The sequence below is a fragment of the Mycobacterium lepromatosis genome (assembly GCF_000975265.2).
In the GTDB taxonomy this organism is placed as follows: domain Bacteria; phylum Actinomycetota; class Actinomycetes; order Mycobacteriales; family Mycobacteriaceae; genus Mycobacterium; species Mycobacterium lepromatosis.
Window position 1 is genome coordinate 2,256,368 of the sequence record NZ_CP083405.1, and the last position, 21,466, is coordinate 2,277,833.

The following is a 21,466-nucleotide window of genomic DNA, read 5'->3' on the forward strand; positions in this document are numbered from 1 at the left end:
GCAGCACTCAACGCAGGAATCTCGATAGCGCGCGCTCATCGACTCTAGTGTGCCGGTCGGGTTGTGTGGATGACACACCACCACGCAGGCAGTCGCGGAGGAATCGACTAGCCCATCAAGGTAATTGCGGCCGTGCTTGTTGAGAGAAAAGTCACCGGGATAAGCTGCGCCATCTGCGCGATGATCGGATCACTGTCGAAGGTCTTTGTCGCAGAAAATATCTCGTACAAACCTGCAGCACCTGTAACACCACGGCGTCGAAGGAATAGCCCCGGGGATAGCGATGCCACCGCACCCCACGGTCCAGCGATAAAACAAAATGATCAATGGCTTTAGGTAACTCAGTATTACCCTCGGCGGTTACGGGATTCGCAATGGGTTGCATAGCCCCGACCTCATCAATGCACCGGCGCCGTGCCGGCGTGTGCTAAAGTTGCTATTACGACCACCTAGCTGGTCTTGATTCGACCATTAGGATATCGCACGCTCACGGTCGATCGGTATACCGGCGCCGAACAGGTTGATGCACGATAAGGTCACATTTGTCCCGATGGCGTTCCCTGGTCCCTTCGAGCACTTACTACCAATTACGGAGAAAACAAGGTTGGGTTGGTTGGTAAACAATAGATTGATGTCTTTAGAATACAGGCTAATTCAATCATTTACGGCCAGCAACATTTCGGAGACCGACCGGTTGCCACAAGTAAGCACTTTAGTAATCTTGCTTTCGGTGAAACCTATGCAAAGCTCACCGGTCCCGGGCCGTCCACCACTTGTGGGGTAGGTCGGGAGAAACATAATTTCACTGTGGTATCCCCGCATAGATGCAGAACTCGATACCCAGAATCAGCACTGGTTACTCACCATGGCCAAGCCCACCATGGCACCGTCACCCGACGCCTACTGGCAAATCACCTGCCGACCGCAACCTGTCCGGCGACAATTTTGCGCGATGACTATAACCACGGTGTGCTCCGACCTGGGGTCCACAGTCAGCGAACTATGTTGAGCGCCAACACAAAAAACATACCCGCCATTGTTCAGGGCAAGCACAACCTAGGTGAGTCGCATGCTCAAACGGCGGGCAACACCCTGGCTAGCGCCGTGGAACGGCAAGTCGGAAACCTTGGTGTAGGTGATCAACACACCGGCGCCCTCGATGAGATCGCCACCGTATCGTTCGATCAAACCCAGCGCCGCACGCTCGATCATGTCAATCGCCGTCTTGTGCGGCACCACATGGTGGAGGAAAACTTACGGGAACAAAACATTACGTTGTCACGCAGGTCATCGCACGGGGCGAACTGCGCGTAATAGTCTGCGCCGATCGGCTCAACCGGGCAGGTGGGTGGAAACGTCGGTCAGACTGACACTGGGTTGGCCCACGATGTCTTCCTACCCTTTTTGTCTCTTTCTAGGTCATCTATTTCAGGTTCACCGGAAGGTCATTGTGATGACAATACTCGACAATTGCTTTAAGGTTTTTCATTTCCAGCAGGTGTCCTGCGCCAAACAGGCCCCAGAAATTGCCGACCAAGAAGGTCGGTTCGGACGGTACTGCCTCCAGGTCTGGGTTGTGGTCGTATAACGGGTGATGGCAATTGAGGTCCACAGCATAACTGCACAAGGTTTGTCGATAGCCACTTGGGCACCGATGACGCGCATCAAGTAAATCGTCCACAGGCTTTTCCTTGCTCCCACACAGGGGTAGTCGACAGTGCGAACCTGCAAGTCGACAACGGTGCGGGTAGTGAGATCTCGGTCCCCGAAACGGTCGTGAGCCAACCACAAAATCGGTTCATCGGCAAGGATGAAACCACGTGGACTGTCAATCCACTCCTCGAGACTGCGGGCACCAAGAACATACTAAAACAACTCGTCGGGCGTACAGTCAACGTAACCGTTGACGATTCAGTACTCGCCGAATCCCTGATCATGCAGGGAAAATCAACTGCATCATCTCCATCATGATGGAGTGCCCTTTTCAAGCGAGGTAAGTCTCGATGCGGGTGACCCCGTCGATTTACATGATGATAGCGTCAAGCGCTGGCAGCGACATTGGTTCGGTTTTCCTTCGCTGTTAGATTCTCTGCTGCAGCAGTGTTCCCAACCGACTACTAGATGAGAAAAGTTGCTAACAGCAGGATTTCGTCGACTTCGCACTCCAAACTGACCACCGCAGCGCCGTCCACGTCAAGTGCCGAACGTACAGCAGCGGCAAAACCATCAAGATCGCTGACGTCAACGAACGTTCACCCTGGGAACATCGCTGCCAGAACGGCGTCCAACCGGTTGTAATAGAATCGGTTGTGTCTGTGGAAATCTTCAAGAACAGCTACCCGCGCGGGCACACACATGGCGTGTGTATATTGCTGTTGAACACATAAACGTCACCGGAAACCGGTAGTGCACAACCATGTGCACCTCTATGCCGTACATGAAAACGCACTGTCTCCGACAAGCACCACTGTGCGTCCGCTATTGACACGACCAAAAGCTATTCCGATCACGACTTCTAAACTGTAACTATAAAGCCCATGCCAAGGTCGACAGCAAATCTGCCGTCGCACCGGACCAGTAAGTAGTAGACCACTGACGCACCAGTTTTGTCGGCGTCAACCACGATATCGGCTTCATAGGGTAGGACACTGTCCAGCCCCGCCGTGACGTGACGATACCGCACACCCGAAGCGCAGCAGGGCGGGGTGTCAGGTTCGGTGCGTCCCACCGCATGAGGAACGCACAAGCCCATCGTTCTTACGTGTCCGATCAGCGATTGGGTGAGCATGCGCAGCTAGCCACGCAGTATCGTCAGTATGCGCATGAAGGCGCGAAAAATATTGTGGCGCCAAGACACAAACGAGACCTTCGGCACCGCAGCCCGCCTGTAGTCGAGACCGGCGCGCAATCACCATTGTACAGGTCCTCGATAGTAGCACCGTCCACACCGAAAATGCGGCTAAAGCCGATGGCTGCGAGGTGCTCAACAATGCGGTTAACCACCCGACGCTTCCCGGGACTAGGCTCACTGTTCCGATTGTGACGATGCCTTTAACGCGACCGGCGAGTGATTTCAGGTCACCTGCCGTGCAGAATTAGCAAAAACAGCGTAATAGAACCTGGCCGCTATCAGCGGCAACCACTTGGACAGCGGCGATCCGCTTGAGCGGTGTCGAGATGCTACCGGCGGGCGTACACAGTATGGACCGGTTCGGCCACCCAGGTTTAGCTGCCGTCGCAAGCCGGCCACAACCATCGCCAGTGTGTCGTGGTAGTATATATACACATATATAGAAATCTAGGACAAGTTGATAAACATCCCTCCAGGGCCAGCTACTCAGCGACACTGTGAAGATCAGCAGGAATTAGTCCCAGCTTGTGCCATTAATTCCGCGGATGCCGATCAAATGCTGCAACTTTATCGCGGAATACCCTTAAACACCGACGAACACGACGATCCCGAGCACGACGGGCCGCCGTGACCTAGGCCACCAAGGCCGTTAAGAGGTACAGCTACGGCGTGAACGCACCGCGGCCAAAAATGAGGGCAAGAAAACTCCGGCTACATGTTCAGCGTCTCCAACACGGTGCTGTATGTGCTGCCTGATTCGCTGATCGAGGCCACATCTTCATGATTTAGCTGCGCAAATAGTGCCGGCATGCCACTGAGTTAAACGACCACCTGCCGACATACGGGGCAGGTGGTCGTTTCGCATCGACCGGTGACAGACAGCGAACCAACAAATAGACAACATCCCACATCAGGGGAGTGGTGGCTGTCACCCATCGTCAAATCAGGTAGCTCGATGTTGCCGGGGGACCGATGCTAAGTAGCGGTGTTCATATCATCCATCTCCTGTCAACCTCAAGTATTCAGAGCAGATGACCACTCAGATGAGGCTCCAAACAAAACCCTACAGCGTCATCGTGTAAGTCCAAGTTCTTGCAAAGTGAATCGAAATACCTGTACGACATAATATAATCGCGACTTTCACTGTTCCTTCGGCAATCCCGAGGTCTGCAGCTATTTACGCGATGATCCATCCACAATAGTAGGACCGCTAAATGACAGCGCGATGTTGGGCGAACAATTGAGCCGGCGCGTCGTTGATCAGCAGCAGGTCCAACTACACATCAACCTCGTCTAGCGAGGACTTTTCAGGCACGCTGGGTCCGTCGATCGAACCGGTCCACATTGCGGAACCGTGGGCTACCTCGATTGTCGATGATCGTGTGGCGGGCAACGATGAATATCCGCACGCCGAGCGCTCTGTATCGCCGATAACTTCGGAATGCTAATAGGTTTGCAATAAGGTCTCTTAGACCACGTCTTCGGCTGGTTCGCATCGCCGGTTAACCGCAGCGTGTAGAGCGGCTTACGCAGCAGCAGTGTCGGCCACCCGCAAGTCACTCGATCACCTACGCCTACTGGCACGAGTGGAGTAGATGTTTAGTTCACCGCCCCCCAGGGGAGGAATAACCAGAGTACGTGTGCGCCAGAAGTGTCAGGTCAGAGTAAGAATGCGGGGTCCGTCCTCGGTGACGGCCACAGTGTGCTCCCAATGAGCCGCACGCGAACCGTCAGCGGTCGTCACCGTCCACTCGTCGTCAAGCACAATCGTTTTGCCGGTGCCAAGTGTCAACATCGGTTCGATGGCCAATACCGAACCAGGCACCAGCAGTGGGCCGCGCCCAGGAGTGCCTTCGTTGGGCAGGAACGGATCCATGTGCATGTGCCGGCCGATGCCATGGCCCCCGTACCCTTGCACGATCCCAAACGTGAGTCGGTATCGAATCTCGGACGTACGGGTACTCATTTCAATGGCATGCGCTACGTCGGTCAAACGATTGTTGACAATCATCGCCGCGATGCCGGCTTCCAGCGATTCTCTGGTCGCCTGGACCAAGGCTTCATCTACGGAGGTGAGAGTGTCCACTCCAAAGGTGATCGCCGCATCACCGTGCCAACCTTCCAGGACCGCGCCGCAGTCGATCGACACTAGGTCACCTGGTGCGAGAATCTCAGCGGCAGAGGGGATTCCATGAACCACCCGGTCATTAACCGATGTGCAGATGGTAGCAGGGTAGCCGTGATAACGGAGGAATGACGGTGTAGCTCCGGCTTCGCGGATCACCGACTCGGCGATTTCGTCGAGACTCAAAGTTGACACCCCGGAGCCTGCGGCGGCCCGGACGGCTTGCAGTGCTGCCGCGACCACTGCACCGGACGCGGCCATCGCGTCAAGTTCACCAGCACTGCGCTTCGGCACGACCTTACGACTGCGCAGCCGTGTCAACGCGCCCACAGATACTTTCCTACTTTCCCAGGGCGTGCAGCGCCCGGGCAAACACTTCATCCATGGTGCCGATGGCGTCGACAGTCTGCAATTCGCTGCTGTAGTACTCTAGCAGCGGCGCAGTCTCGTCGCGGTAGATGTTCATCCGATTGATGACGACGTCGTCGGTGTCATCGGCGCGGCCCCGTCCTTTAAGCCGTTCCAACAACACCTCCTGCGACACGCGAAACTCCAGCACAGCATCAATGTCGGTGCCCCGACGTTCCAGCATTTCATGCAGCGCTTTGGCTTGCTCGAGCGAGCGCGGATACCCATCCAAGATAAAGCCGTCGACCGCGTCCGATTTGTTCAGACGGTCGTCTACCAACTGATTAGTCAGGTCGGAAGGCACCAAGTCGCCGGCGTCCAGGTATTTCTTGGCCTCGCACCCGAGTTTGGTATCTTTCTCGATGTTGTGTCGGAACAATTCTCCGGTGGAGATCTGCGGGATCCCAAGCTTCTCGGCGAGCCTTTGGGCTTGCGTGCCTTTGCCTGCCCCCGGCGGTCCCAGCAAAACAACTCTCACTTCAGGAATCCTTCATAGTTGCGCTGCATCAGCTGACTCTCGATCTGCTTAACCGTATCCAATCCAACACCGATCATGATCAGCACCGCGGTTCCTCCGAACGGTAAATTCTGAACCGCTCTGCCATTGCCGATCTGCAAAAATAGATTGGGCAACACCGCGATAGCGCCAAGATAGATCGAGCCCGGCAGCGTAATTCGGCTTAACACATAACGCAAATAGTCAGCAGTCGGCCTTCCCGGTCGAATGCCAGGAATGAAACCGCCGAATTTCTTCATTTCGTCGGCACGTTCGTCGGGATTGAATGTTACCGATACATAGAAGTAGGTGAAGAAGATGATAAGCCCGAAGTAGATGTTGATATAAACGGGATCGGCCGAGTCCGATAGGTAGGTGCCGACGAATTTGTCCCACCAGCTCTTGCCCACACCACCTCTGCCGCTGCGGACCAGCTGGGTGATCAGATGCGGAATGTAGATTAACGACGACGCAAAGATTACCGGAATAACGCCGGCCTGGTTGACCTTGAGCGGCAGGTATGTTGAGGTCCCGCCGTACATCCGCCGACCCACCATGCGCTTAGCGTATTGCACCGGGATCCGACGCTGGCCCTGCTCAACGAAGACCACGCCAACGATGATGACCAGCGCGGCCAGGCAAACAGCGGCAAAGATGACCCCGCCCTGGCTATCTAGGATCTGTTTGCCCTCGGCAGGAATGCGGGCAGCGATACCGACGAAGATCAACAACGACATGCCATTGCCGATACCACGTTCAGTGATCAGCTCTCCCATCCACATTACCAGCGCCGCACCGCCCGTCATCACCAGCACGATGACGACCAGGCTGAAGATGCTCTGATCGGAGATGATGTCCTCCTGGCAACCCTGCAGTAGTCCACCGTTGGCCGCCAGCGCCACGATGCTGGTGGATTGCAAGACAGCTAGTGCGATAGCCAAATAGCGGGTGTATTGTGTCATTTTCGCTTGGCCTGCTTGACCCTCTTTGCGTAATTCTTCAAAACGCGGGATCACCACGGTCAGCAACTGCACAATGATGCTGGCGGTGATATAGGGCATCACCCCTACCGTGAGCTTCAGCAGCGCACCACCGGAGAATAGGTTGATCAGCGAGTAAATCTCCCCGGCTTCGCCGGCAGTGGCCTCTTGCATGCACTGCTGCACGTGCCGGTAGTTGACTCCCGGAGAGGGCAATGCCGCACTGACGCGATAGAGCACGAGGATGCCCAGCGTGAAAAGGATTTTCCGCCTTAAATCGACTGTTCGCAGCGACGAGATGAAAGCCGAGAGCACTCTTCCTCCTGCGCAACCGAACTCTTTTCGCGACATGCCAACCGGGCTGGCCCGGCTGGCATCAATTTCCGGGGGTTACCCTGCGTCTCGGGTACCATACCCGCAGGCAGGACATACCACGTCGCCCGTCAAACCGTGTACGAGACTAACAGCTGGTCTGCGTAAGCCCCTTTGCGGGCCACCGGGAAGCCTCGCGAATCAGGGCTGGCAAAGCAGCCAAATAGTCCACGATTACATGCCGCACCCGGCCAGTCAACAAGCGTAAGGTTTCGGGTGGGTCATTACATTGGCTAATGTCTGAAGCTGCCAAACATCAGTATGGACGACGAAGGACAACGAATGACGGGGATTGGGCAACGCTCGACTCGAGAGTGACTCCTAGGACTTGGCACCTACAGTAGCCAGCGTGGTCACCAAGGGATCGGCAGTCTTGATCAACTATTCAGTTTGCCGAAACGACGGATATGCGAACCAAGATACTTCGATGATTTTTCCCAAACACCGCACGAGACAATATCCGACAAGCCGTCATTTAGCAGCCGACCTGGATTCCCCGCGCACATCGGCTATTCTGGCCATCCGGCACCACAGTGTTCGCAGTCGATCAACTCTAGGTGATCGTATTCAAGACCACGACGCTAACCACCCTAAGGCGCCTAGTCGACGGCGAAGCGACGCGCCGCGGGGATCGACGACTGGCCGGAGGAGCTGAAAGCAGCGGGCTTTGAACCGGCGCGGCCAACCGCCCGGATGGCCGATGGACTGTCGGGTGTATTTCGACGACCGCACCGAGACGGCGAGGCACCTGGCCAACTACGGCTTGCAAACGTACAGCAAGAGGACCACCGATCACGTAGCCCAACATGGTCTTCCACCGATCGATGGCGAAAACACCCTGTTAGGTTACGTGAAATACACACGCCGCTAGGCTGGAGCATGGATCACCATGACACGCACTGAGCAAGATAGCTGGGATCTAGCCTCGAGCATCGGCGTACAGCTACGCCGGTCGCGGCCGCTCGTGCATTGGCTAGCGCGGAACCCAAACCGAATCATTAATGACTCGTTGGCGGCACCATTGGTTTCGTGCGGTCGGCCTCATTTTCTTCACGCGTCTGATTGACGGTGACATCCGCCCGCAAGGCGGTTTGGAGGCAGGCAGCGAAGTTTACAATTGCAGCGAGCGGGACCTGCGGATAGAAACCGATTCAAATCGCGGTGCGCACACATTTCTTTGACGAGTTCTTCCGCGACGCTGCCGATAATCGTATACGCCAGTCGGTGATCCTGGCCGCAGGCCTCGACGCCCAACCATACCGACTACCATGGCTGAAAGGCGCCGTAGTCTATGAAGTTGATCAGCCCCAGGTCATTGAATTCAAGGGTGCCACGCTTTGGCGCTCGACGTCGCGGCAACGGCCTACCGGCGAACAGTCAGCGCCGATTTGCGAGAGGATTGGCCAACCGCGTTGCTCCGCGGCGGATTTGACGATAAGAAACCAACGTCGTGGAGCGCAGAAGGCTTGCTGATGTACCTTCCACCAGATGCTCAGGACCGGCTGTTCGACAACATCACCGCGCTCAGCGCGCCGGAGAGCAAACTAGCCAGCGAAATACTATCCGGATTCGGATGCGACAGTGTCGCAGCGCGCGCAGGACTTCAACCAGCGGTGGGTCAAATTGGGTTGCGACATCGACCTGTTCGGACTGTTCTTCAACGGCGAGTGCAGCAATGTTGTTGATTACCTGACTGATCGCGGCTGGCAGGTGACGACCAGGCAACGGCGTGATTTGTTCGCCGATTACGGCTGCATCTTCCCTGACGACGATGAGATAAACCAGTTCAGCAATGTTGTCACCGTTACTGCAACTCTGAAAGCGGAACTCCGCCGACAGCAAACTTGATCTGCGTTAGTCAGCAAGGCACCCAGTTGTTAATCAGCAGTGATATGGTTATGCAGGTCGGCGGCAGGCGCTCGGGCAACCATTGGTACGGCGGGGAAGCAGGACGCCATCTCTGATCGTGACTTGCGCAGCGCAGCAGTGCCGTAACCCTTTTTTCGGTGATCGGGGCGAATCCAGACCCGGACATCCACCTCGCCGTGGACGAGTTCACCGAACACCATCCCGATCTTTGCGCCTGAGTCGACAGCCACAAACCACGCAGCCTCTTCGTCGGCGACGCGAGCTAACGCCGCCCGGATCTCATCATCAATGCTTCCGGCCGGTTCACCAGACCCATCGCCAGCAGCACCGATTTCCGCGGTGCGGGCAGCGAAGATGTCACGGTCATCCTCGCCGGAAAAAGGTCGAAGCTCGAGACGTTCACCCAGGCTTGCCGGGCGCTCCTGGAGGGTGAAGCTCAGCTGCTTGTTCAGATCTTCCAGCTCGGCAAGGATCTTTTTGCGGGAATCTTTGGTGAGCCGATCGAACGACATGCTCATGATCGCTTCGGCAGCCAGGTGAGACGTGTCAAGCAGCTTGACGACCGCCTCGACTGCGGCGGGTTTATTTTCGGCCTCCACCACGACGTCAGCTATCTCGTGGCGACGTTCCAGCGCCTTCAACAGAGCATCGACTGTCTCTCGTCGGGCAGCGGTTTGGTCGTGGTCGGTCATGGCATAAGCCTAGAACGCCACCCCAGGTGTCGTGCTAGGCCACGAGGCTAGATGCCACGAAAGGCCAGTTCTAGCCAGCGTGAGGAACCGTCGATAGCGGTCCTCGACCGGCTACTGTCCACGCTGGATGGGGCTCAACGATGCGTTTGGTTGAGGCCGAACAAGCGGTATCGGTGATCGACGATTCCAGACCGGCTGCCATACGGGCCCAGGAACTCAACCCCCAATGCCGCCCCTCGGCCACCCCGGACACCTGCACCGGTCCGACCGGTCGCGGTGACGATGGCTTGCATCCAAGGCCAGACGCCAATACCGCCACCAGCGACCACGATGCGCGATCCGATACTCCACTCGGTGCAATGCGCCGGCGAACGACGAAGCCGAACGTCTCGTATGCGGCCTGTCGCACCTATGCGACATCGTGCGTGATATCCAAGCCGTCGAGCACGGCGAAGCGCGCAGTAATCGTGGAACAGCGTACATTCGCCGAGCACATAAAGCGACCACACCGGCACCCAGAGCGGATCGACCTGCTCAAAATCGTCAGTAGGGTCGCCCGGCTCGACTGACAATACACCCAGCCGAGGAATAATCCGCCGGTACTGTTGGCTCCTCCGATCTGACTCTTCCCGGCGGCTGTGTGTGGGATTGTCCACAGCCTGGACACCCGTCTTGGCTCCGGGGAGATAGTCGTGGCGTTTGGCCGCCGATGGACGCTGCAGCCATGTCTGGTTGGCGTCGTATTCGAGCCAATCTAGGGTCGGCACCTGCAGCTGGTGGCCAATCCACTGCCGAGCCGTTACGTGACCAGCCTAGTCTGCAACCACCGCTTCGGCCACTATACTACCGATGTCGATGCCGATTGTGACGCCTTTAACGTTATAAAGACGTTGCTGTACGACAGCATTGGCTTTCTTCGACATCTCGATCACGTGCCCTGGTAACAGCTCCCCTGCGGGGACCGGGCTTCACTAAAACTTCAAGAGTTGGCCTTCGCGGTTTACAAACCTTGGATAGGTGAGCGCGATCAGACCCCGCTGCAGATCTACAGCACAGCTGGCCAACCGGATCGCACACGAAGCCATCAATGTTGTAGTGATGGTGGAAAACGACTCGGTCGGTTTCCCGGTCTTTGCCAGGGGCGGCGCGCCCTACTCTCCATCGCAGCCACCCGCGGGGATCTCACCAACGTCGATATTCTTGACACCACCGCAACCGGCATTCCGGTGCTGAACGCCCCAGCCCACAACGCCACGCGGTCACCGAGATGGCAGTGACGTTGTTGCCAACGGCCACCCGTCATCTGCTTACCAATATGCCAATGTCTTCAGCGGCAATATGTTTCGTTATGACACCATTCCCTATCAGCAGTTCCGTTGCGGGGAAATCGCCAAGCGCAAAGCCGGGCTGGTTGACCTGGGTGCGGTCGGCCTAGCGTTGCGTTGGCAGCTATCCGGGCTGGGCTTGCGGGTCATCGCCACCGGCCCTTACAACGACGACGCCCGCTACAACCTCGATGAACTGCGTAGCGCAGGCTGATGTCGTCTCGCTGTACGCACCGGTCACTGGCGAAACCGTAGGGATGATCGGCGCTAAGCAATTTGTGACCATACGTGATGGTGTTGATCTTTCTCAACATCGCTCGGTCCCAGCTTGCACGACACTTACGCACTGTTAGAAGCACTGCGTCGAAGCCGGTTAGCCAACGCAGGGCACAAACACTTCGTCAGCGAGTGACTGCCGACCGATCCACCCGCTGGTAGGTATGCCCAACGTCGTACTCACCCCGGACAGCAGCTACGCGACGTGGAACACTGAAACCCGGCCCAGGCACAGATGGTCGCTGACGATCTAGAAGCGTTGCTGGTCAGACAACACACCCGCCTAGACCGTGAACACGGAGGTACTCGTCCTAATAACAGCTCCGAAAGCCGTTACCAACCCTGACGCTACGGTGCCGGCAACTACCAAAGACATGCTGAGCCGGGGGGCTTGATCGAAGGAACGGCCGGCAACACTTCAGCCCGGCACTGCAACGGCAAGGTCAGCACACCGTCGTCGGTCGACTACCGGAACATGGTGCTCGACGATCTTATGCTGATCTATCCCGAAGACGGAATCCTACAAGCGAAAGTCGGCAGGGAGCGTCGTCGTCGCAAATCAAGTTGCATACAGCGTGCTACAAAGCGTTCAACGACATCGGCAGCGTCTATTCACAGTCATCCCGGTGTGGGCCGATCACGTTCGCCATCGCGCATAAGCCGATTCAGGTTTGCACTGAAGAATTCGTAGTGTACTGCGGCGGACCCGTTCGGTACCCTGGTTACGGAACATCGGACACCCCCGGATGTTGGCCGCAATGCGGTCCAGGAGATCGGCAACACCCTAGCGCACTTCACCTGGGTGAATGGAGAGCTGCGAAGCGCGTGGGATGGCGGGTCGGCGAACTGTATAGCCGAAACGGATACACAGGATCGGTCGTGGCTGTGGGGACTGCTTATCGACGTTCTAAACCGACCGCCAAAGCGTCCCAGAACATCGCGCGCCTGTACGCGAGTGCATAAGTCGCTGGTGCCTCCAGAAGATATCACCGCTAAATGCAAAAGGTTGAGGACGCAAAGAACAAGTTCGGTGTCATCGCTCCAGAGATTACTGCCGTCGAAAAAGAAGATGAAAAATAAGATCAAGGTTCCTGGGCCAAGGAAGTCGATGCAATGACCCCTTTACGCACGTGAAGTGCAAGCTCAGCTGTCGAAGGTAACGCCGTTTGGCGAAGTGTCACAGATCGTCGCCCCATCCTCTGACTAACCGTTTTCAGTGAGATGCGCTACATCGCTGCGACTCTCAAAACCGGGACTCCCCCAACCACAACACTCTGACACCGCTTAACGCTTGCTCGACTTGTTCGAGAATCCCAGCAACCGAGCGGCCTAGCAACGTGACCACCGCGTCTGGCAGCGATGCGGCCCCGGGTTGCGAAGAAGCGCGGGGTCGTACCATGTCCAGCAACGACGAACCAGGGTAACTGACGATACGGACATCGACGTTCGCATCCAGACCGGCCAAGACCTTGGCTTTACGCACCGCAGTAACAAGCCCGCCAAGTTCGTCGACCAGGCCGCGTTCGAGAGCGTCAGCTCCAGTCCAAATTCGCCCTCGAGCAACATCATCTACTGCTTCAATGGTCATGTTGCGTCCTTCGGCTACGCGCTCAAGAAAGTCAGCATAACATAGGTCCGCTTCGGCCTCTCGATGGGTATGCTGCTCCGGAGTGAACGGCGCGTCGGCCGACCACGCATCAGCATTGGCGTTGGTGCGCACCGTATCTGACCCAACGCCCAACCGACCTTTCAGGTCCCGAATCACCAGCTTCCCGGTGATCACGCCAATCGAACCGGTGATCGTACCCGGATTGGCCACAATCGCGTCGGCGCCCGCCGAGACGTAGTAGCCGCCAGAGGCGGCGACCGCACCCATGGACACCACCACCGGTTTGCCGCGGTCGCGGGCCCTTTTCACCTCACGCCAGATGGTTTCAGATGCGGTGACCGAGCCACCAGGGCTGTTTACCCGCAGCACAATCGCGGACACTGAATCGTCGGCAGCGACCTCGCGTAGCGCTGCCGCAATGGTGTCACCACCGCCGGTAGAGACACCGAACGGCAAAAACTGCGGTCCACCGCGTCCATTGACAATCGGACCTTCCAGGGTGACCACAACAACTGTTGGCTTGGATCGGCGACCGGGAATCAACGGCATGGGTGACATCAACCGTGACCGGCCCGCACTGGCGTAGCGCGACAAATACAGCCGCGGTAGACGATCATCGACCTTTGTGCTTGGCTGCGACTCATTTGAATTTTCTGGAATACCTTCAGCACCAACAAGTTCCGCTATACGAGCATAAGCTTCATCGCGGAATCCGATACGGTCGACCAAACCTGAAGCGACCGCGTCATCGCGTAAAAGAGGAGCCCGGTCGGCCAACGGGTTGAGCGCTGCGGGATCGATCCTGCGTGATTCGGCGATCCCCTGCCACACCTGGCCTTGCAGGCTTTCCAGTATTCGGCTGACCGCCTCGCGGTGAGCTTCGGTGAAGCCGCCTTCGGTGAAAAGGTTGGCCGCCGACTTATATTCACCCCGTGCGACGAACTGTGCTTCGATCCCTACCTTGGCCAGCACATCGCGTAGAAACGTGGCATTACTCGCGAAGCCGACTAGCCCGACACTACCCGACGGCTGCATCCAGACCTCACCGAAAGCCGAGGCCAGGTAGTAGGACAGTGTGCCAGGATAAGTCTCGGCCCAGGCCAGTGACGGCTTAACCGCGCTGAAGGTGGTGACGGCCTCGCGCAGTTCCTGCACTGCCGCAGGCGGCGACGCACCAAGCTGAACGCGGGCAATTATGCCGGAGACCCGGGGGTCGTCGGTGGCGCGGTGAATCGCGGCGACAGCCTCGCGCAGGGCCATCGGTCGGCCACCCCCAGCGATAATTGCGAAAGGGTCAAAGCTGATAGTTTCCGGCGGCACCGACCGCAGATTGATTTCGAGCACGCAACCATTCGGTATGCCGTGGTGACGGGCCGTGTTAACCCGGTTGGCCAGGGCACGCACATCATCGATACCAGGAAAAGTAGGCAGAAAGGCGAACATGCTTGTAGCGTACCGGTGTCGGCGTTGAGCATCTCAGACCGCTGCTCAGCTGTGGTGAAACCACCCAACCGTATGGCGGTAAAGTGAGGTTCTCGATCGCTATATCCCCACAGCTGGACTTCGATGACACCGAATTACGCAACTAGGTCATCGGCGAAACACTGCAGCTGACCTCGGCCGCTATCACCGTCGTCAACCGGCTCAGCCACATGAAAAATGGAGTTTTGCTGTAGTCGCGCCGGGCAGCAGCTGTCGCAAGTGCGCCCTCTTCGGCCTCAGCAGGGCGATACAGCGCCAGACTGGTCAACAACGGCTGACCTTTGTCGAGACCGTCACCGTTGCTGGCGGCTCTGTTACCGAGCTCTAGAGCTCGGTAACAGAGCCGCCAGCAACGGTGATTTTGTGACGTGCACTGCCGCTGAACTTATGCGCGGACAGGGTGACCTTGACAGTCAGCTTGCCGTCACCTAAAACTTTAACCAGCGAGTTCTTTCGAATAGCTCCCTTAGCCACGAGGTCGTCCGCACTGATTGCCCCACCTTCGGGGAATAACCGGCTTATATCGCCGATATTAATGACCTCATATTCTGTACGGAATCGATTCTTGAATCCCTTGAGCTTAGGCAGTCGCATGTGAATTGGCATCTGCCCGCCCTCGAAGGTAACCGGTACCTGCTTGCGGGCCTTGGTGCCCTTAGTACCACGGCCGGCCGTCTTGCCTTTGGAGCCCTCACCGCGGCCGACCCGGGTACGTTTAGTTTTCGACCCACGCGTAGGTCGCAGGTCGTGCAGCTTAATCGTCACTTAATCTTCCCTCCACATCCACAGGAGTACTATCTCCGGCTGCCGGTTCCACCTCAACGAGGTGACGCACCACCGCGATCAGCCCGCGGGTTTGGAGATTGTCTTCGCGAATCACCGAATGCCGAATCCGCCGCAAGCCCAGGGTGCGCAGGCTCTGACGCTGCTTCCACCGCGCTCCGATTGTGCTACGCACCTGGGTGATCTTCAGACTTGCCATGGTTATGCCTGGTCCCTCACGCGCTGCGCTGGCCAATTAACGCTTCGCTCTCCTCCCGCCGCGCCTTCAAGATCCCAGCCGGGGCGACATCCTCGATCGGCAAACTACGCCGGGCCGCCACCTCTTCAGGACGCTGCAGCAGCTTAAGCGCGGCCACGGTGGCATGCACCACGTTGATTGCATTATCACTGCCCAACGATTTAGCCAGGATGTCGTGCACCCCAGCGCATTCCAGCACAGCGCGCACCGCACCGCCGGCGATCACACCGGTACCGGGGCTGGCAGGGCGCAACAGCACCACGCCCGCGGCTGCCTCGCCCTGCACCGGGTGAGTGACAGTGCCATCGATCAGCGGCACCCAGAAAAAGCCTTTACGAGCCTCTTCTACACCCTTGGCAATCGCGGCGGGGACTTCCTTGGCCTTGCCATAACCAACACCAACCATGCCGTGGCCGTCACCCACGATGACCAAAGCGGTGAAGCTGAATCGCCGACCACCCTTAACCACCTTAGAGACCCGATTGATGGCAACAACCCGTTCCAGATAATTGCCCTTCTCACCGTCACGGTCCCGATCGCGGCCACTGCGGCCACCTCCCTCGCGCCGGCTACGGCCCTCGCGGCTATCACCTAGCACGCCAGCTGACTGCTCCGCCATTATGCGGTCCTCCAGGCCTGCTTGTCATCAGAAACTTAATCCGTTCTCGCGTGCGGCATCGGCCAGCGCCGCGATTCGTCCGCCGTAGGTGTATCCGCCACGGTCGAATACTACTGTGTCAATGCCGACGGCCTTGGCCCGCTCGGCGATCAATTGACCGACCCGCACACTGCGGACTTTCTTGTCACCTTGCAGACCGCGCACGTCGGCCTCGATCGATGACGCAGCGGCTACCGTAGTGCCGGTGACGTCGTTAACCAGTTGCACGTGAATGTGCCTCGCGGACCGGTTGACCACCAACCGTGGACGCTCCGAGGTGCCTAACACTTTCTTGCGCAGCCTCGCGTGCCTACGCAGCCGAGAGGCCCTACGAATCGCGGAAACTGATTGCACCATAGACTACTTGCCTGTTTTTCCGACCTTGCGGCGAATCTGCTCGCCCTCGTAACGCACACCCTTGCCCTTGTAAGGGTCAGGACGGCGCAGACGGCGGATGTTCGCCGAGATCTGACCGACCTTCTGCTTGTCGATCCCCGTGATAGTGAACTTCGTCGGTGACTGGACCGCGAACGTGATACCTTCTGGGGGCTCGATCACCACTGGATGGCTATACCCCAGCGCAAACTCCAGATTGGAGCCCTTGAGCTGGGCCCGGTAACCGACACCAAAGATCTCCATGCTGACAGTGTAACCTTGCGTTACACCGGTGACCAGGTTGGATACCAAAGTGCGCGACAACCCGTGCAGCGAGCGGTTGCGCCGCTCATCGTCGGGGCGGGTCACCACGATTGCACCGTCGTCTTTGCGCGCCACCATGATCGGCTCAGCAAGCGTCAAATCTAGAGCCCCTTTGGGCCCCTTCACCGAGACGTTTTGACCATCGATCGTGACGTCAACTCCGGCGGGGACCGGAATCGGCTGCTTACCAATACGCGACATGATCGTTCACTCCATGCTCTCCAGCTACCACACGTACGCGAGGACTTCGCCGCCCACACCCTGCCTGGCTGCCTGACGGTCGGTCAGCAGGCCCGAGGAGGTCGAGATAATGGCCACACCCAGCCCGCCCAGCACACGCGGCAGGTTGATCGACTTCGCATACACCCGCAACCCCGGCTTAGATACCCGGCGCAAACCAGCGATGCTACGCTCCCGGCTGGGCCCGTACTTGAGTTGGATGATCAATGACTTGCCGACCCGAGCGTCTTCGGTGCGGAAGTTTCGGATGTATCCTTCGTTCTTGAGGATCTTGGCGATATTGGCTTTGATCTTGGAGTGCGGCACAGTCACTTCGTCGTGATATGCTGAATTAGCGTTGCGCAGACGTGTCAAAAAATCTGCGATCGGGTCTGTCATGGTCATGACAGCACCTGCCACCTTCCTCGCGGTGATTCCCTGGGACCGGGCCTGCCGCGTTAGTCTTAGTCCTGTGTGTACTTGTGTTGGGCCGTTACCAACTGCTCTTCTGCACACCGGGCAACTCACCCGCGTGCGCCATCTCGCGCAGGCAGATCCTGCATAGCCCGAATTTGCGGAACACTGCACGCGGGCGACCGCACTTGCTACAACGGGTGTAACCGCGCACCGTAAATTTCGGCTTGCGCGCGGCTTTGTTGACCAGTGTCTTCTTCGCCATCTACTCAGTTCTCCTTGAAAGGAAAACCGAGGGCCCGCAACAACGCTCGTCCTTCATCGTCGGTCTTCGCCGAAGTGACGACGTTGATGTCCATGCCGCGGACCCGGTCAATCTTGTCCACATCGATCTCGTGGAACACCGATTGCTCGGCCAGCCCGAAGGTGTAGTTACCGACACCGTCGAACTGCTTAGGCGACAACCCGCGGAAATCACGAATACGTGGAAGCGCGATCGACGTAAGCCGGTCCAGGAATTCCCACATCCGATCGTCACGCAACGTCACGCGGGCACCGATTGACATACCTTCGCGCAGCTTGAATTGCGCGATAGACTTCCGCGCCTTGCGAATCTCGGGTTTTTGCCCGGTGATCAACGCCAAGTCGCTGACTGCACCGTTGATCAGCTTGGCATCCCGAGCTGCGTCGCCAACTCCCATGTGGACGACGACCTTCACCACGGTCGGAATCTGCATCAGGTTACCGTAGCTGAACTGCTTGTTCAGCGCATCCCGAATCTCGCTGCGGTAGCGTTGTTTAAGGCGCGGCTGCACTTTTTCTGCGGTACTCATCAAATATCCTTGCCATTGCGTTTGGAAATACGAACTCGTTTGTCGGTCTCCTCGTCTACCCGGTAACCGATGCGGGTGGGCTGGCCGTCTGAGTCAACCACCATCACGTTGGAGACGTGGATCGGAGCCTCCTGGGTGACGATTCCGCCTGTTTGGGCTCCGCGCTGGTTGGCTGAAATCGCAGTGTGCTTCTTGATCCGATTGACACCCTCGACCAGTACCCGGTTACGGGCCGGGTAGGCCCGCAACACCTTGCCTTTGGCGCCTTTGTCTTTCCCCGCGATAACCAGAACGGTGTCGCCCTTGTGAACCTTCATCTACAGCACCTCCGGAGCCAGCGAGATTATCTTCATGAATCGCTTCTCGCGAAGTTCGCGTCCAACCGGCCCAAAGATGCGAGTTCCGCGCGGATCGTTGTCAGGCTTGATGATCACCGCCGCGTTTTCATCAAACTTGATGTAGCTGCCGTCGGGACGCCGGCACTCCTTGGCGGTGCGTACCACGACGGCTTTCACGACATCTCCACGCTTGACATTGCCGCCGGGAATGGCGTCCTTGACAGTGGCGACGATGACATCACCAATGCTAGCGTAGCGTCGGGACGAGCCACCGAGCACTCGTATGCACAAGATCTCCTTGGCGCCGGTGTTGTCAGCCACCTTCAGTCGCGATTCCTGCTGAATCACTCGATCTCCTGACCTGGTTAACTATGCACGGCAGAAGGAACCCACAAAACCTGACGTGCGCGGTCTTTGTCGCCGAAGGGCACGCGAGGCCACCTTGCAGGCTCGCCGCTCGCGCATGCCGGCCGCGGCCAGCACGAAGCAACCACTAGAGTTTAGGGGATGCCCACCGCGGGGCCAAATTCTTGACCGCAACCATCTAAAACGTCGCCGGGTTGTCGGTTTAGGGTGGGCCGGTCGGGCGTAGCTCGAACACTCAGCCCGCCGGACATAAGCAATGTGGTGGTTGTGTTGCTGTTCGGGGGCTATGTGATAGGCCCGGTCTTGAGAGCGAGCGCGGCGGCGTTTGGGCACCAACGCGCTCCGGTCGGCTTTAGTGCAGGGGTAGCGGCCACGCTAGGGTTGTCTTCCGGTGCCAGTATACCGGCCGGTGGACAAGCACAAACTCGGAAACGGCAGTGCGCTGCTCGACGCGGTTATATAGGTTCGCCCTGATAGCGAAAACAAAATTAGCCTTCCGTCAGACACCTAACTAACCACCACCAGCCCCAGAACGTCTTCACCCCATGGTTAAGTACGGCAATAGAGCACTTCAAGTTGGACGCATGTCAAGTTGGCCCGCCATCGGCGTATGCAATGGTGTAGTCGAGATCGCAGTTCATGACAGGCTGGCAGCAGTCGTGCCAGCGACACGTCCATTCCTGGCAGAGGGCCGCGCGACACCTACGGCTAGCCGGGGCGCTGCAGCATCGACGACCAACACGACGCCTTGACAGCCAGCTGTGCACGACCAACAGCACCGTCTAGTAGCGTAACCGCAGACGGGATCCGTGTTCACCAGGGCAAGCTCACGGTCCCACTGTGTCTCGTGAGTCAACAGGGTCACGCGATCCATCAACATCGAACGCATCACCGAAAAATCACAAGCACTTTCACCGTGAGCTTGCCCCGCTGATTTGACCAGAACGAGGATGCCGAGACCGATTGCCAGAAGCCACCCTTTTGCGATTTTGGCGACGGAACCGCAGCGTGCGCTGACGAGAGTCGGCCGTACCTGTCAAGCCGAATCCAAGATCAGCCACGCAGCAAAATCCGATATGCGATATGGGTGGTCGCGGTATCCTCTGACCGCGACTACCGCGCAGCGGGTTAGTACCGGTAGCAGTATCCCGGGGCGCACAAAATACGAACCACCCTTTAAGGTTTGGCCGATGCCAGGATTCGCGGGCCTCATGGTGCACACAAGCGTTCGGCGGCTTATTAAGCCGAGGGTGCACATAGCACTCGGTGGCGGTCCACTCCCACCCGTTGCCGATTATGTCCACCAACCCGAAACGGTTGGCCAGGAAAGCCCCCAACGGTGGGGTTCCCATTCAGCCGAGCGCACCGTCATTCTGGTACAGGAACCTGCCCTGCCAGGTGTTAGTCATCAGTTGATTGTCTGGAACGGCCTAGTCACCCCACGAGTAGGTCGTCGCGCTCCCGGCGCAGGCAGCATACTCCCCCACTCCCACTCATCCTCGGTCAGTAAGCGCCACTCGGCCCACCGCGCGTACGCCGTGGAGTCGGGGTATGCCACCCGTACAACTGGGGAATAGGTGCAGTCAGCGGCAGTGTTACCTGGACTCTCCGGGTGATCCAGACCAAACGGATGACGCCAGTTCGCGCCCGACACCCATACCCACCACTGCAGCCAGTCGCGCAGGTCGACCAGGGCCGACGTCGGGCGGAAAACCATGGCACCAGCACCAGCTCATCGGGTGCTATCCTGGAGCACAGCAGGGCATAAATCAGTTTATTATTGGTGACCGTAACCTAGCCTGTAGTGACAACCAGTTTGGCGAACTGCTCATTCGTCGCGGGGGTACTTCTCCTCCGCGAAAGAACCGACGGTCTTGGGTGGATCGACGCTTTTTTCAGAGTAAAAGTTCGCCGAGCCTATGCGGAGTTGATCCGACCTGCAGTTCGATCAACCCGGTGAGCACGATCTAAGAGTAGGACGACCGCAGAGTATCTTAGCACGCCACTTTTTCGGCACGCTTCAGTCCCGACCCCGGACCCAGACCACGATGAACAGGCTCATCGCCACCACCAACGCAACCAGCACCCAAAACACAACAGCTTGGTCGATCCACGAGCCCGACGGGGTAGAGCCTGGAAGGCAATTGCGCAGCGGGACGATGGCGAACAGCATCGCGGCATACCACGTTGCGAACTGCGGCAAAATTTTTTCCTGCCCAATAAACATTAGCATGGGCATCACCGCCAGAGTGGGCGGGCTGACGAAGGACCAGGCAGATTCCCAGATCGAAAAGCATTGGCCCCTTGGCTCTTTTGCAAGTTGATGAGCACATCGTCAGAATTATTTGAGGCCTCGCTGACTCTGCGCTCCGTGTAAACGTCCCAACCGTACAACGATCCGGCTACTTCGACCCGAGCGTCTATGTATCACCA

At 57.8% G+C, this 21,466-nt stretch carries 21 protein-coding genes and 4 pseudogenes; 4 read left to right on the forward strand and 21 right to left on the reverse strand.

Annotation, left to right across the window (positions count from 1 at the left end; genetic code table 11):
• Nucleotides 1-1,056 precede the first annotated feature (1,056 nt).
• The 6 genes and pseudogenes from MLPF_RS10790 to secY all read right to left on the reverse strand — a co-directional run bounded on the left by MLPF_RS10790 (nt 1,057) and on the right by secY (nt 7,175).
• Nucleotides 1,057-1,212 (reverse strand): hypothetical protein, encoded by a 156-nt coding sequence (locus tag MLPF_RS10790; RefSeq protein WP_237817197.1) that lies wholly within the window; start codon nt 1,210-1,212, stop codon nt 1,057-1,059.
• A 211-nt stretch (nt 1,213-1,423) separates the two neighbouring features.
• Nucleotides 1,424-2,023, reverse strand: a pseudogene (locus MLPF_RS10795) (SRPBCC family protein).
• Between the two features lie 492 nt (nt 2,024-2,515).
• Nucleotides 2,516-2,752, reverse strand: a complete 237-nt coding sequence (locus MLPF_RS10800) for a hypothetical protein (protein WP_156147184.1) — start codon at nt 2,750-2,752, stop codon at nt 2,516-2,518.
• A gap of 1,753 nt (nt 2,753-4,505) precedes the next feature.
• Nucleotides 4,506-5,306, reverse strand: coding sequence for a type I methionyl aminopeptidase (gene map / locus MLPF_RS10805; protein WP_045843431.1), 801 nt, complete (start codon nt 5,304-5,306; stop codon nt 4,506-4,508).
• 10 nt (nt 5,307-5,316) lie between these two features.
• Nucleotides 5,317-5,862: an adenylate kinase gene (locus MLPF_RS10810; RefSeq protein WP_045843432.1), complete on the reverse strand. Its 546-nt coding sequence runs from the start codon at nt 5,860-5,862 to the stop codon at nt 5,317-5,319.
• Nucleotides 5,859-7,175, reverse strand: coding sequence for a preprotein translocase subunit SecY (gene secY / locus MLPF_RS10815; RefSeq protein WP_045843433.1), 1,317 nt, complete (start codon nt 7,173-7,175; stop codon nt 5,859-5,861). Before secY ends, MLPF_RS10810 begins: the two co-directional genes overlap by 4 nt.
• A 946-nt stretch (nt 7,176-8,121) precedes the next feature.
• Here secY and MLPF_RS10820 point away from each other — a divergent pair.
• A pseudogene (locus tag MLPF_RS10820) lies at nt 8,122-9,080 on the forward strand (SAM-dependent methyltransferase).
• A gap of 29 nt (nt 9,081-9,109) precedes the next feature.
• Here the strand turns inward: MLPF_RS10820 and MLPF_RS10825 are convergent.
• Nucleotides 9,110-9,793, reverse strand: coding sequence for a GNAT family N-acetyltransferase (locus MLPF_RS10825; protein WP_045843434.1), 684 nt, complete (start codon nt 9,791-9,793; stop codon nt 9,110-9,112).
• A 140-nt stretch (nt 9,794-9,933) separates the two neighbouring features.
• On the opposite strand from MLPF_RS10825, the gene MLPF_RS10830 reads away from it, so the two are divergent.
• From MLPF_RS10830 to MLPF_RS16430, 3 genes and pseudogenes are all read left to right on the forward strand, one after another.
• A complete protein-coding gene (locus MLPF_RS10830; protein ID WP_156147185.1) occupies nt 9,934-10,362 on the forward strand; it encodes a hypothetical protein in 429 nt (142 codons plus the stop codon).
• Nucleotides 10,363-10,730: 368 nt separating this feature from the next.
• Nucleotides 10,731-11,740, forward strand: a pseudogene (locus MLPF_RS10835) (NAD(P)-dependent oxidoreductase).
• Between the two features lie 45 nt (nt 11,741-11,785).
• The gene (locus MLPF_RS16430) at nt 11,786-12,085 is read left to right on the forward strand and encodes a class II aldolase/adducin family protein (RefSeq protein WP_050039242.1); all 300 of its coding nucleotides are present in this window, start codon (nt 11,786-11,788) and stop codon (nt 12,083-12,085) included.
• A 552-nt stretch (nt 12,086-12,637) separates the two neighbouring features.
• Here the strand turns inward: MLPF_RS16430 and sppA are convergent.
• From sppA to MLPF_RS10905, 14 genes and pseudogenes are all read right to left on the reverse strand, one after another.
• Entirely contained in the window at nt 12,638-14,446 is a 1,809-nt protein-coding gene (gene sppA, locus MLPF_RS10840) for a signal peptide peptidase SppA (protein ID WP_045843435.1), read from the reverse strand.
• 142 nt (nt 14,447-14,588) lie between these two features.
• Complete coding sequence (locus MLPF_RS10845) at nt 14,589-14,756, reverse strand: hypothetical protein (protein ID WP_156147186.1); 168 nt, start codon at nt 14,754-14,756, stop codon at nt 14,589-14,591.
• 53 nt (nt 14,757-14,809) lie between these two features.
• The gene (gene rplO / locus MLPF_RS10850; RefSeq protein ID WP_045843436.1) at nt 14,810-15,250 is read right to left on the reverse strand and encodes a 50S ribosomal protein L15; all 441 of its coding nucleotides are present in this window, start codon (nt 15,248-15,250) and stop codon (nt 14,810-14,812) included.
• Nucleotides 15,240-15,467, reverse strand: a complete 228-nt coding sequence (gene rpmD, locus MLPF_RS10855) for a 50S ribosomal protein L30 (RefSeq protein ID WP_045843437.1) — start codon at nt 15,465-15,467, stop codon at nt 15,240-15,242. The genes rplO and rpmD overlap by 11 nt, the downstream gene beginning before the upstream one ends.
• 16 nt (nt 15,468-15,483) lie before the next feature.
• Complete coding sequence (gene rpsE, locus MLPF_RS10860) at nt 15,484-16,125, reverse strand: 30S ribosomal protein S5 (protein ID WP_045843438.1); 642 nt, start codon at nt 16,123-16,125, stop codon at nt 15,484-15,486.
• A gap of 27 nt (nt 16,126-16,152) precedes the next feature.
• Complete coding sequence (gene rplR, locus MLPF_RS10865; RefSeq protein WP_045843439.1) at nt 16,153-16,521, reverse strand: 50S ribosomal protein L18; 369 nt, start codon at nt 16,519-16,521, stop codon at nt 16,153-16,155.
• Between the two features lie 3 nt (nt 16,522-16,524).
• Nucleotides 16,525-17,064, reverse strand: coding sequence for a 50S ribosomal protein L6 (rplF, locus tag MLPF_RS10870; RefSeq protein WP_045843440.1), 540 nt, complete (start codon nt 17,062-17,064; stop codon nt 16,525-16,527).
• A 24-nt stretch (nt 17,065-17,088) separates the two neighbouring features.
• Nucleotides 17,089-17,487, reverse strand: a complete 399-nt coding sequence (gene rpsH, locus MLPF_RS10875) for a 30S ribosomal protein S8 (RefSeq protein WP_045843493.1) — start codon at nt 17,485-17,487, stop codon at nt 17,089-17,091.
• Between the two features lie 88 nt (nt 17,488-17,575).
• A complete protein-coding gene (locus MLPF_RS10880) occupies nt 17,576-17,761 on the reverse strand; it encodes a type Z 30S ribosomal protein S14 (protein ID WP_045843441.1) in 186 nt (61 codons plus the stop codon).
• Between the two features lie 4 nt (nt 17,762-17,765).
• Entirely contained in the window at nt 17,766-18,329 is a 564-nt protein-coding gene (rplE, locus tag MLPF_RS10885) for a 50S ribosomal protein L5 (RefSeq protein WP_045843442.1), read from the reverse strand.
• Entirely contained in the window at nt 18,329-18,646 is a 318-nt protein-coding gene (gene rplX / locus MLPF_RS10890) for a 50S ribosomal protein L24 (RefSeq protein WP_045843443.1), read from the reverse strand. The genes rplE and rplX overlap by 1 nt, the downstream gene beginning before the upstream one ends.
• Nucleotides 18,647-19,015, reverse strand: coding sequence for a 50S ribosomal protein L14 (gene rplN, locus MLPF_RS10895; protein ID WP_045843444.1), 369 nt, complete (start codon nt 19,013-19,015; stop codon nt 18,647-18,649).
• Between the two features lie 1,131 nt (nt 19,016-20,146).
• A pseudogene (locus tag MLPF_RS10900) lies at nt 20,147-20,997 on the reverse strand (SUMF1/EgtB/PvdO family nonheme iron enzyme).
• A 56-nt stretch (nt 20,998-21,053) separates the two neighbouring features.
• A complete protein-coding gene (locus tag MLPF_RS10905; RefSeq protein WP_236685152.1) occupies nt 21,054-21,272 on the reverse strand; it encodes a DUF4436 family protein in 219 nt (72 codons plus the stop codon).
• Nucleotides 21,273-21,466: the final 194 nt, after the last annotated feature.